The sequence below is a fragment of the Variovorax robiniae genome, from assembly GCF_037889955.1.
GTDB lineage: Bacteria > Pseudomonadota > Gammaproteobacteria > Burkholderiales > Burkholderiaceae_C > Variovorax > Variovorax robiniae.
In genome coordinates, this window is sequence record NZ_JBBKZS010000026.1 from 1 (window position 1) to 11,724 (window position 11,724).

The following is an 11,724-nucleotide window of genomic DNA, read 5'->3' on the forward strand; positions in this document are numbered from 1 at the left end:
CCGGTCTCGACCGGTCCTGCTTGATCTGTCATTGAACTCTCCGAAAAAGGGAGAGCTGACCTTCGTCGATCAGGCCGCCTCAGGCAATGACGGGGAATCTCGGACACTCACCCCACGTCGATCGACCCGGCGGCGGCGCCAATCTGAGTCTGCAACTTGCCCAATGCCTTGCAGGCACGGAAAGCAACGCGTGGGGCAAGAAATGGCTCGAATCATTGAATCTGTGGGGCGACAGTGCTTTTTCGCGTGTCCTTTGCTTCAATAGCCAGTCCTATCTCGCAGCGCTCAAGCAGGCGACGGAGGAAGACAACAGAGATCAAAGGGCGGCTGCCGCTCCAGACGCCGACCCCAGCCTGCCGCTTTTGGACAGTTTGGCCAGCAAGCTCAAGTTCATGGCCAGTCGCGTGGCATTGGGAGACAAGGCGCTTGCCTTCATGGAGGCATTCCCGTCCATTTCGCAAAGCAGCACCCTGCGCAAGCTCGCTTGGCCTGCACACGTCATGACTCTGATGAGCGTCAAGATGGTTCAAGGCATCAACAGCCTGCCAGTCGCTGGGAAGGAAGCGCAGTTGGTTCGCTACATGGCGCTCTCGGGCGCGGCGACGCTGGGAAGCACCATAGCGAAGGAATCCGAACGCCTTGGCTTGCGCGCCAACGATGTACGCGCCGCGCAAATGGCAGGACGCGCGATCAAGTTGGGCACAGTCGCCAGCGCCCAAAAGGGCAATGCTGGCAGGGCCGCCATGGCTCGTGCCACGCGCGCTGCGCCGGGCACGCGGGCAGCGATGTTCGCGGGCTTATTTGATTTGGGTGCAGCCTTGCTCAAAGGCGGTCAAGTCGCCGTCAATGCCGATGGCCGAGCGGCCACAGAATTGGTTGGAAATGTTCTGCAGGGAATCGGTTCGATCGCAGACTGGCGCGCTAAGGCCTACGAAGAAGCGATCTTCAAGGGGGTCAGGGGCGTCAATGTGTACAAGGATCCGGCATTGGTGGCTGGACTGGATGCGTTGAACGTAGCCCAACTGCGCTCGCTGCAGAAGATGGCTTTTAAGTTCTTGCTGCCGGCGGCGATGATTTCGGTTTGGTTTGATGGGATGGATGCGAAGTTGTCAATCCAGCGAAATCAAGATGTTCTAGCGATTGCGCAGATTGCGAGCGTTTTTGGAACAGTGTTCACCATCGCCGCAACTGCTGTTGTTGCGTTCGATATATCCGTGGCTGGAATCGCCGCGGCATCTTTGGGGGCTGTGTTGGGGTTGGTTGGCGCGATATTGGTGATCGGATCCGTGCTCGCGATCGCTTGGCTCAAAGAAGGGGAATGGGTCAACTGGCTCACAGATTGCCCGCTCAACAAGGCAAAGAAGCCCAACCACGCTAACCTGCAAGACACTTTGCAGAAGTTCGCCAACGTTCGGGCTGAACTACAGCCGAAGAGTTGAGGACTCACTATGTTCCCCAACGAACATGTTTATCGTCGGGCGCGTTCGCGCTCGGTGGCAGAAGGCCGCAAGTGCATTCAGGCTGACGGTAGCAAAAGGCTTTGGTTGACGAATGAGCCAAGTGAGGTCGTCGATGTCGACTTGCCTGGACGCTGCGCCTACGCACAAAACGACGCCTACCTAGAACTGTGCAACTCGGGATGGGAGCAACAGTGGAAGGCTGGGATAGGGACAGTATTTGTACTGCTGCCCTGCCTGATGATTTTCTGGGGGTTCTATGGATTCGCTGTGCTTCCATTGTTCACCGGCGAGATGATCTTTCTATGGTTCGGCGCCTTCGACGCGCGCTCAGTTTTTGTCTGGTTCGGTTGGCTTCTCCTGTTCCCTTTGTCCTTGGGCTGTGGTGTCTTGCTGTGGCTTTGGTTCGACATCATGGGTGTCGGCACATGCTTCTTTACCTATGCGCGTGGTCGTATTCGTTTCAATCGCCTGACGCGCAAGGTCTACGTGTTGCGGCCCAAAAGCTGCGGCGGCAACGGCGTCTTGGAATGGGATCGTCTGTGTGCGATTTTGGATATGGACGGGTATGACCTTCTAGCCCGAAAAAATGCCGCTCCCGGCAAGGCAGCGTATTACTCATTGATTTTGTATTCGCCTCCCGCCGATCCGACGGACCCGCAAGCGCAAGGGGAAGACGCCGTATTTGTGGGGCCGACGTTGCAAATGCAGCAGAAAGCTTCCTCCGTTTGGGAATACATTCGTTGCTATATGGAGTACGGCCCTGGTCGCGAAGGTGTCCACAAGTATCTTCCGCAGGAATACAGTACGTTCTGCGGCAAGCCCAGCAGGAGTCAATACAAGCTGGAACAGCGCCCGGGTGTGATGGAGACCGCTTACCACATGCTCAGCCAAGTCACCTGCTCATGGCCGAGATTCCCGAAGGAATGGCAGAGTGACAGCGGCATCGGCGAGCCGGAGGAAAAGCCCGTGCAGACCGGCGCCGTGATGACGGCCATGGCCTACCGGGCCGAAGGCAAACTTAGCAAGGCGGACGAGATCGAATTGCTGACCCATTGGGGTACCGAAGATGCTTTGCGTGAAGCAAAGGCTGGTGCTGGTCGGTAGGCCGCAGAAAACGCCGACGCCGAGAAGTCGCAGGCGTCGCGGCCACAACAATCAAACAGTCAAGGGAGCAGACAAAAAAATGGACAGACCATTCATCCTGTTGGGCGATAAGACCAACCACGGCGGTGTCGTGATCACCGCATCTGAGAACACCTTCACAGACGAGAAGCGCGTGGCGCGCATCGGCGACTTGGTGAAGTGTCCGATTCCGGGGCACGGGATCAATCCGATCGTCACGGCGAGCCCCTATGTCGAGATCGATGGGCGACGCGTGGCGCGTCACCATGACACGACCGCTTGCGGCTCGCTCTTGCTGGCCAGCCAGTTCGATTCCTCTTCGGAATAGCCGCCTCGACGCGCTCTCCATTTTTCTTCTTTCATGTTTTCGCGAGTGATCAAGCCGGCGCTGCTGGTGATGGCGGCGTTCGGCCTCGTCTGGGGGACGATGTACGTCTACTGGCAGTCGACGGCGCGCATGCCGAGTACGGGTGATGTGGTGGGTTGGCTGCTGGTGGCGCCGCTCGCCTTGGTGTTGAGCGCTTGGGGCGTGAGCAAGGTGCGAGCCGGCGTCGCGGCGGCTGCGTCGAACCCGGCTCCGAAAGCTGCGGCGAAGGGGCAGGCCCCGGGGGGCGGCGCCACGCTAGGCGATCCCCACAAGACCGATGCCGAGGAGGCCCGCTTCCGCCTCAGCGTGCTCGCGTCCAGCCTGCGCTCGCCGGGCGGCGCCTCGGCGGACGAACTGGCCGCGATGCTGGCGGAGGGGAAGAGTGTCGGCCCCGATACCGAGTTGAAGAACGACGCAGGTTTTCCGATCTTTGCGGCTCGCATCGCGGACCTTGAAGTGGATGAGCTGCGCGACGATCTGGCTGAGATGCGATTGGCCAAGTCCGCCGAGATCGACGTGGCCATGCTGGCCGACGATCGCCTTCGTTCGATCCAGGCGATGAGCGAGACGCTGGCCGACTTGCTGCCCCAGGCAGACGAGATGCTCCTTGCGACGCAACCGCAGTCAATGTCGCCGGGCAACGGCAATCCATCGAGGTCCAGGAGCCCCGTCGAAGCCCCGGCCCTCCGCATCTCCCTGTTGCTTCCGGGCGAGTGGACCGAGCAGGAGCGACTGCTCGCGGCGCAATGGGTGCAGCATATCTGTGCCGGCGAGAGCCCGTCGCATGCGTGGTCGGTCGACTACCTCCGCAACGATGCTGGCACCACCGGCTGGACCTTGATCGATCGCATCAGCCTCGCGCTCAATCGGGAGCCGCAGAGGCCTGCGCTCTGGATCGTGGTGGCGGCGGAGTCAACAATCTCCGATGCGTGTGTGGCGCAATGGGATGCACGCGGCACCTTGTTCTCGACGGCACGCCGCAATGGGCTGATGCCGGGCGAGGCCAGCGCCGGCCTGCTGCTGACCGGAGTGAAGGATTTGCGTTTTGCCAGCGCCGAGGCGCCACAAGTCGCGCGTCCCGTATTCGGCCAACTCGAATCATCGGCCGACGCTTCCACCGTCTCGCGCGCCACCGCGCTAGCCGAACTCGCCGGACGCCTGTCCGAGGCATCCGCGATCGAAGCCACGACCATCGAGTGGGTTGTGAGCGATGCCGACCATCGCGCATCACGCGTGACCGAAGTGGCTAGGCTCCTGCAAGACCGCCTCCCCCATGTCGCATTCGACGAGAACAACCTGTCGACCGGCATCACCTGCGGGCACATGGGCGCGGCGAGCGAACTGGTCGGCCTGGCGCTGGCGTGTCACCTGGCAAAGGAGCACCAGCAGCACGTAATGGTCGCATCGGTGTCCGACCCGTTCGCGCGGGGTGCCATGCTGGTCAACATGCCGGCCGCGCCTGCGGAAAAAAACCCCATCAGCGCTTGAGCACGTCCTGCGCGGTCAACGGCGGCGCGTTGTTGCCCCAGGCGCCGCGGATGTAGCTCAGCACCGCGACCACCTCGTTGTCGTCCAGCGCCTGGCGGAAGGGCGGCATGCCGTAGGGGCGCGGATTGCCCGCGGTCGCCGGCAGGAAGCCGCCGTGCCGCACGATCTGGATCAGGTTGACCGGCGAGTCCATCAGCACCACGCGATTTCCTGCGAGCGGCGGGTAGGCGCCGGGCGCGCCTTCGCCCTTGTCGCCGTGGCAGTAGGCGCAGCGCTGGTCGAAGACTTTCTGGCCAGTGGCCATCACACCAGGGTCGCGGCGGATCGCTTGAGCCGGCGCCTGCGCGGGAGCGGCGCCGGGGCCCGGCAATGCCTTCAGGTAGGCCGCCATCGCATGAAGGTCCGCCTCGCTCAGGTGCTGCGTGCTGCGATAGACCACATCGGCCATTGGCCCCATGACCGCGCCGCGTGCGGACCGGCCGGTCTGCAGCAGCGCCACGATCTGTCCTGCGTCCCAGTCGGAGACACCGGCCTCGCGCGAGGAGGTCAGCGACGGCGCATACCAGTTCTCGACAGGGATCGATCCGCCTGAAAGTCCGCGCTCCTGCTCTGTCGCGCCGAGCACATTGCGCGTGCCGTGGCAGGCGATGCAGTGGGTGAGGCCTTCGACCAGGTAGGCGCCGCGGTTCCACTCCGCCGGTTTCGAGGCATCGGGCGCGAAGGGCTCGGGCTTGAAGGACAGCGCGCGCCACACGGCGAGCGCGGCCTGCGTGTCGTAGGGGAAGCGCAGTCGGTGCACGTCGTTGGGGCGCGGCGATGGGGCCACGCCTTGCTGGAGGTAGGCGTAGATCGCGTCGGAATCCTCGCGCGTGACCTTGGTGAAGTTCGGGTACGGAAAGGCCGGGTACAGCAGGCGGCCATCCTTCGAGCGGCCGTTGTGCATCGCGCGCCAGAAGTGTGCAGCGTTCCAGTCGCCAATGCCATGCGTCTTGTCCGGTGTGAGGTTGCTCGAAAACACGGTGCCGAAGGGCGTGTCGATGGCGACGCCGCCGGCATAGGGCTCGCCGCCGCGCGTGGTGTGGCAGCCGGCGCAGTTGCCGGCCAGTGCCAGGTAGCGGCCGCGTTCGACTTGCTGGGGTGTGGCAGTGAAGCTGGCGATCGAGGCGAGAGGTTCTTCCCCGCGAAGGTTCAGTTGCCACACCACCACCGCAAGGGCCGCGAGCAACAGCGCGAGCGTCACCAGGATCCATGCAAGGCGCCGCATCACTTCGCCTCCATCCCGCCGCAGCGCAGCGGCAACGGCGCGGGCAACGAAGCCGCGGGCTTGTTGTCGGCAGGCATCGGTTGCAGCGCGATCCAACTGGCCACCGCGTTGATGTCGGCGGTCGTCATCTTGCGGCCGATCTCGGCCATGCAGTCCGGCGCGAGCGCATGCCGGTCCTGCGTGAGCCAAGCGCCAAGTTGCGAGGACACATAAAGGCGCGGCAGGCCGACCAGCGGGGGCAGGGCAGGCTGCACGCCGGTCAGCGTGGCGCCATGGCATTGCACGCAGGCCGGGATGCCGCGCGTCGCATCGCCTTCCAGGGCCAGTTGCCGGCCGCGCTTCAGCGTCGCGTCGCTGGCATCGGTGGTCTGCGGGACGGGCGGGTAGGGCAGGTCGAGCCCGGCAAAGTACTCGGCCATCTCGCGCAGATAGTCGTCCGACAGGTGTCGCACCATCCAGACCATGTCGCTGTTGAAGCGGCGGCCGTCGCGGAAGCTGCGCAACTGGTTGTAGAGGTAGCCGGCCGGCTTGCCGGAGAGGCGAGGGAAGTAGCCGGCGCCGGTGGTCGCTCCCTCACGGCCGTGGCAGGCGATGCAGGCGGCCACGCGCTGGGCGATGGTGTCCGGAGGCGAAGCCGCCATGGCCGGGGCCGCCAGGAGACTGCTGGAAAGGAGAAACGCACCGACCCACCGCAAGAGATTTGACATGGCATGACTGTGGCCTGAACCGGCCCAAATGAACAGATGCAGTTTCTGCCGGATCGGGCATAGCAGATAGAGTCGGCGGCCATGGATTCCGCATCGCCTCTCAAGCGCTATGAAGCCCTCGCTGCCGACATCGAGGCGTCCATTCGCAGCGGCACGCTGCGCGTCGGCGACCGCATTCCGTCGGTGCGACGCACGGGCGAAAGCCGCGGCGTCAGCGCGTCGACGGTCTTCCAGGCGTACTACCTGCTGGAGGCGCGTGGCCTGATTCGCGCCAGGGACCGGTCGGGCTACTACGTGGCGGAGGGCGGGTCGCGCGCGGCGCCGCCGGAGGCTGAGTTGAGCTCGCAGCCCGATGGCGAATCGGTGGCGCTGGACATCAGCGAGCATGTCTTCAGCATCCTCGAGGCCAGCATGACGCGCGAGGTCGTGCCGTTCGGCTCCGCCTTTCCGAGCCCGCTGCTGTTTCCCCTGCCCCGGCTGGGGCAGATCCTGGCGTCGGCCGCGAAGAAGCTCGACCCCTGGAGCACGGTGGACGACCTCACGCCCGGCAGCGTCGCCCTGCGCCGGCAGATCGCGCTGCGCTACCTGGCCAATGGCGTCAATGTGCAGGCCGACGACATCGTCATCACCAATGGCGCGCTGGAGGCGCTCAACCTGTGCCTCGGCGCGGTCACCAAGCCCGGGGATTCGGTGATCGTCGAATCGCCGACTTTCTATGCCGCGTTGCAGGCGCTGGAGCGGATGGGCTTGCGGGCCATCGAAGTGCCGACGCATCCGCGGGAAGGGATCGAGCTGGACGCGCTGGAACAGGCGGTCGTGCGGCACAAGCCGGCGGCATGCTGGCTCATGACGACCTTCCAGAACCCGCTCGGCAGCCTCATGCCCACCGCCAAGAAGAGGGCGCTGGTCGAACTGCTCACGCGCCATGGCTTGCCCTTGATCGAAGACGATGTCTATGCCGAGCTTTACTTCGGCGACAAGCAACCCGTGCCCGCCAAGGCCTTCGATACCGAAGACCTGGTGCTGCACTGCTCGTCCTTCTCGAAGAGCCTGGCGCCCGGCTATCGCATCGGCTGGGCCGCGCCGGGGCGCTTTGCCCGCGACGTGGCCCGACGCAAATTGACGACCACGCTGAACACCTCGGTTCCAACGCAACTCGCGCTCGCGAGCTACCTGGAGCGAGGCGGCTTCGACAAGCACCTGCGCAAGCTGCGGCAGACGCTGGCGATGCAGCAGGCGACCTTTGCGCAGGCGGTCGGCCATCACTTTCCCGAGGGCACGCGCGCGACCCGGCCGCTGGGCGGGTACTTCATGTGGGTCGAGTTGCCGCAGCAGGTGAATGCGCTCGAACTGCATCGACGTGCGCTCGCCCTCGGCATCAGCATCGCGCCGGGGCCGGTGTTCTCGGCGACGGGTGGCTTCGCCCATCACCTGCGCCTCAACTACGGCCATGCATGGGATGCGCGCAGCGAACGTGCGCTGGCCACGCTGGGCCGGCTCGCGGGCGAATGCGCGAATGGCGGATGACGCGCCGCCGCATGACGCTCCCCGGCGGGCGGCGCTACAGTCGGCCGAATGCGCAAGCACCTCTCCACCACCACAGGCATCCAACGATTGAGCTACGGCGCCGCGGTCGGCGTTGCGGTGGCGCTGATCCCGTCACCGCTCATCAACGGCATGGCGCGCGGGCTGCTCGGGTGGGTGGTGGGCGTCGCGGTGTATCTCGCGCTCGCCTGGTGGCTGGCCCACAGCTTCGATGCGCAGCAGACGCGGGAGCGTGCCCAGTCGCTGGACCAGCCCAACCTGATCCTGCTCCTGACCATGCTGACGGTGATCGCCTTCAGCGTCGCCGCGATCGCGATGCTGTTGCAGCAGGTCAAGCTGCTCGCCGGGCTGGAGCGGGGCGCGCACATCGTGCTGGCCATGGTCGCCCTGGCCGAGTCATGGCTCATGATCCACACGATCTACGCCTTCCACTACGCGCACCGCTACTACCAGCAGGAGAAGACGCGCAAGCCGGACAACCACGGCCTGGACTTCCCCGGCACCGCGCCGCCCGACTACGCCGACTTCATGTACTACTCCTACGTGATCGGCATGACCTCGCAGGTCTCCGACGTGCAGATCCTCTCGCCGGCGATGCGGCGCATCACGCTGATCCACAGCGTGCTGTCCTTCGCGTTCAACATGCTGGTGCTGGCGTTCAGCGTGAACGTGGTGGTGGGGGCGTTGTAGCCGCTACGCCTGCTTCACGGCCGCGCCGCCCAATGGCAGCTTGACGATCCCGGTCGACAGCGCCACGCCGCAGACGATCACCGCCGCGCACAGCAGCATCCACATCGTCACCGGCTCGTGCAGGAACACCGCGCCGTACACCACCGCGAACACCGGCACCAGGAAGGTCACGGTCAGCGCGCGGGCCGGCCCGGCCTCGGCGATGAGCCGGAAGAACAGGATGTAGGCCACCCCGGTGCAGAAGATGCCGAGCGCCGTGAGCGCCAGCCAGGCATGCAGGCTCGGCATATGCGAAGGCCAGAGCCAGATGGCCGGCAGCACAAGGAACAGCGTCGCGCCGATCTGGCTGCCCGTGGCCGTGGCCAGCGACGGGATGCCGGCGAGGTAGCGCCGCGTCGCGCTGGCCGCAATGCCGTAGCTCAGGCACGCGCCCAGGCAGGCCACCACGCCCAGCAGTTGCGCGCTCGCCGAGTCGCCCGGGCCACCCGTGTGCGGCGCCTCGCTGCGGCTCGCCAGCAAGGCCACGCCGATGAAGCCCACCGCCAGCCCCACCAGCCGCGAGTTGTCCGGCCGGTCGCGAAACCAGGCCCATGCGACCAACGCGCCGAACATCGGCACCGTGGCGTTGAGCACCGCGGCCAGGCCGCTGCTCAGGCTCAGCAACGCAAAACAGAAGAGCGCGAAAGGCAGGCCCGAGTTCGCCACGCCGATGAGCAGGATCGGCTTCCAGTGCTGTGCCAGCGCCGGGCCCTGCCGCGTCAGGAGCAGGATGGGCAACAGGAACAGCGTGGCAATGCCGACGCGCACCGCGGCCGTCGGCAGTGCGCCAAATTCCGCCGCGCCGATGCGCATGAACAGGAAGGACGCGCCCCACAGCGCGCCCAGCAGGACGAGGTCGACAACCCAGCGGCGAGATTTCTTCCGGGTGGCTTGGATCACAGGGCGCCCTCGAGTGCGAGCAATGCACTCTTGCGTTCCAGCGAACCCGCGTAGCCGGTCAACCCGCCATCGGCGCCCAGCACGCGATGGCAGGGCACGATCACGCTGATCGGATTGCGCCCGACGGCCGCGCCCACCGCGCGCACCGCCGTGGGCTTGCCGATGCCTGCGCCCAGCGCGCCATAGGTGGTGGTCGCGCCGGGCGCGATGGTGCACAGCGCCTTCCACACGGCCTGCTGGAAGTCGGTGCCATGCGACAGGTCGAGTGGCAGGTCGAAGTCGGCGCGCTTGCCGGAGAAGTAGTCGCGGACCTGGCTTGCGGCCTCGCGCAGCATCGGATGCGCGTCGTCGGTTTGCCAGCCGCGCATGTCGGGCAAGTGCTTCTGCCCGTCGAACCAGAAGCCGGCGAGGCCGTTGTCGGTGGCGGCGAGCGTGATGCCGCCGAGCGGGCTGTCGATGTGGGTGCAGCGGACGGCTGCGGGGTTCTTGAATTTCATGAGGGTGCTCGATCAGGTTGAGGCGCTCGTTGCGGGCGCGATGGTGTTCGTCGAAGTTGTCGAAGCCGGAGGCGGTGAATGCCAGGCACGCAGCACCGCATAGCTGCGCCAGGGCCGCCAGCCGAGCGAGGCTTCGTGCGCGGCTTTGGCGCCGGTCACGCCGAGCGCCTTCTGCAAGGCCACGTCGCCAGCGGGAAAGGCATCGGGCCAGCGCAGCGCGCGCATCGCGATGTATTGGGCGGTCCAGTCGCCGATGCCGGGCAGGGCTTGCAGCGCGGCCAGCGTGCTGGGCACGTCGGCGCCGGCATGCAGGGCCAAGCGGCCTTCCGCCACTTCGCGCGCCACCGCCTGCAACGCGGCCTGGCGTTGCCTGACGATTCCGAGTTGTCCCAGCGCATCACCGCTCGCGGCCGCAATGGCGGCCGGCGTCGGGAAGAGCCGCCCCAGTCCCTTCACCGGCGTCTCAATCGGCTCGCCGAAGGCCGCGACCAGCCGCGCGCCCAACGTGCGCGCCGCCGCGACAGTGATCTGCTGGCCCAGCACGGCGCGCACCGCAAGTTCGAAGCCGTCCAGCGTGCCCGGCACACGCAGCCCGTCGCCTTGCGGGAAGTGCGCATGCAAGGCGGCGTTGATCGCAATCGGGTCGGCGTCGAGATCGAGCATGCCGCGCACCCGGCTGATGACCACTGGCAGCACCGCGGCCAGCGAATCGCTCACCGACAGCAGCACCTGCTCGCGCTCGGCATCGAAGCGCAATTGCAGCCAGCCCGCATGCGTGCGTCCACCCTGCACGATGCGCAGCGTGCGCGCGAGTGTGCCGGCCGAAACCACCTCGACCTCACCCAGCGCCCGGCGCTCGAAGAAGCCGAGCATGGCCGCCTCGTCGTACGGTGGTCGATACCCAAGCCGCACCTCGATTGGCCGGCCCTCGCGGCTGCCACCCGCGCGTCGCAATGCACTGGGGTTGAGCTTGTAGTGCGCCAGGAAGGCCGCGTTGAAGCGCCGTACGCTGGCAAAGCCGCTGGCCAGCGCCACCTGCGTCATCGGCAAATGGGTATCGGCGATCAGTTGCTTGGCTGCGAGCAGCCGCCGCGTCTGCAAATACTGCAAAGGCGACACGCCGAACTGCGCCTCGAAGATGCGCCGCAGGTGCCGGTCGCTGACGCCCAGCCGCTCCGCAATCTGCGCCGCGCCGGGCCCGTCCTCGGCCCATGCATCGGGCTCGTCGATCAGCCTCGCGGCCTGCAAGGCGAGGATGCGGGAGGCGTCCTCGGTGGACCAGCTTGCGGCGCGTGGCGCCAGTTCGGGCCGGCAGCGCAGGCAGGGCCGAAAGCCCTCGGCTTCGCACTGCGCCGCATGCCGGAAAAACAGGCAGTTCTCGCGCCGCGGCAGCTTCACGCGGCACACCGGCCGGCAATAGATGCCGGTAGAAGTCACTGCCGTGAAAAATGTCCCGTCAAAGCGCGCATCGTGCGTCTTCATCGCCAGATAGCAGGCATCGCTTTCCAGGGCGGTTGCGGAGGGGTTTGACATAGGGGAATGATACGACTCTCCCACTCTGCGAGTAGCCGTTTTCGGACATCATCCTCGCGAACCAAAGGCCTAGAATCCGCCGTTCGCTTTTTCAAAGATCAGCCGGGAACCA

Annotated in this window: 11 protein-coding genes; 6 read left to right on the forward strand and 5 right to left on the reverse strand. The window is 65.7% G+C overall.

Going from position 1 to position 11,724, the window contains the following annotated elements; all coding sequences use genetic code 11:
• Positions 1 to 86: 86 nt before the first annotated feature.
• The 4 genes from WKW79_RS32170 (at position 87) to WKW79_RS32185 (ending at position 4,437) form a co-directional block, all read left to right on the forward strand.
• Positions 87 to 1,439, forward strand: a complete 1,353-nt coding sequence (locus WKW79_RS32170) for a hypothetical protein (RefSeq protein ID WP_340339305.1) — start codon at positions 87 to 89, stop codon at positions 1,437 to 1,439.
• Positions 1,440 to 1,448: 9 nt separating this feature from the next.
• On the forward strand, positions 1,449 to 2,564 hold the full coding sequence (locus WKW79_RS32175; protein WP_340339306.1) for a DUF6708 domain-containing protein: 1,116 nt from the start codon (positions 1,449 to 1,451) through the stop codon (positions 2,562 to 2,564).
• Positions 2,565 to 2,643: 79 nt separating this feature from the next.
• Positions 2,644 to 2,910 (forward strand): PAAR domain-containing protein, encoded by a 267-nt coding sequence (locus WKW79_RS32180; RefSeq protein ID WP_213957023.1) that lies wholly within the window; start codon positions 2,644 to 2,646, stop codon positions 2,908 to 2,910.
• Positions 2,911 to 2,943: 33 nt separating this feature from the next.
• Entirely contained in the window at positions 2,944 to 4,437 is a 1,494-nt protein-coding gene (locus WKW79_RS32185; RefSeq protein WP_340339307.1) for a hypothetical protein, read from the forward strand.
• Here WKW79_RS32185 and WKW79_RS32190 read toward each other — a convergent pair.
• Both WKW79_RS32190 and WKW79_RS32195 read right to left on the reverse strand, forming a co-directional pair.
• Positions 4,427 to 5,701, reverse strand: coding sequence for a c-type cytochrome (locus WKW79_RS32190; protein WP_340339308.1), 1,275 nt, complete (start codon positions 5,699 to 5,701; stop codon positions 4,427 to 4,429). The two genes, WKW79_RS32185 and WKW79_RS32190, sit on opposite strands and share 11 nt — an antisense overlap.
• Positions 5,701 to 6,408 carry a c-type cytochrome gene (locus WKW79_RS32195; RefSeq protein ID WP_422823998.1) on the reverse strand — a complete coding sequence of 236 codons (708 nt, stop codon included), beginning with the start codon at positions 6,406 to 6,408 and terminating at the stop codon, positions 5,701 to 5,703. The genes WKW79_RS32190 and WKW79_RS32195 overlap by 1 nt, the downstream gene beginning before the upstream one ends.
• Before the next feature lie 81 nt (positions 6,409 to 6,489).
• Here WKW79_RS32195 and WKW79_RS32200 point away from each other — a divergent pair, with 81 nt between their 5' ends.
• Complete coding sequence (locus tag WKW79_RS32200) at positions 6,490 to 7,935, forward strand: aminotransferase-like domain-containing protein (protein ID WP_340339310.1); 1,446 nt, start codon at positions 6,490 to 6,492, stop codon at positions 7,933 to 7,935.
• A gap of 48 nt (positions 7,936 to 7,983) precedes the next feature.
• The gene (locus tag WKW79_RS32205; RefSeq protein ID WP_340339311.1) at positions 7,984 to 8,643 is read left to right on the forward strand and encodes a DUF1345 domain-containing protein; all 660 of its coding nucleotides are present in this window, start codon (positions 7,984 to 7,986) and stop codon (positions 8,641 to 8,643) included.
• Between the two features lie 3 nt (positions 8,644 to 8,646).
• Here WKW79_RS32205 and WKW79_RS32210 read toward each other — a convergent pair whose 3' ends face one another.
• From WKW79_RS32210 to WKW79_RS32220, 3 genes are read right to left on the reverse strand one after another with little or no spacing between them, the layout of a single operon-like run.
• Entirely contained in the window at positions 8,647 to 9,582 is a 936-nt protein-coding gene (locus tag WKW79_RS32210) for a DMT family transporter (protein ID WP_340339312.1), read from the reverse strand.
• Positions 9,579 to 10,079, reverse strand: coding sequence for a methylated-DNA--[protein]-cysteine S-methyltransferase (locus WKW79_RS32215; protein WP_340339313.1), 501 nt, complete (start codon positions 10,077 to 10,079; stop codon positions 9,579 to 9,581). The genes WKW79_RS32210 and WKW79_RS32215 overlap by 4 nt, the downstream gene beginning before the upstream one ends.
• Before the next feature lie 12 nt (positions 10,080 to 10,091).
• Positions 10,092 to 11,612, reverse strand: a complete 1,521-nt coding sequence (locus WKW79_RS32220; protein WP_340339314.1) for a DNA-3-methyladenine glycosylase 2 family protein — start codon at positions 11,610 to 11,612, stop codon at positions 10,092 to 10,094.
• Between the last annotated feature and the right edge of the window lie 112 nt (positions 11,613 to 11,724).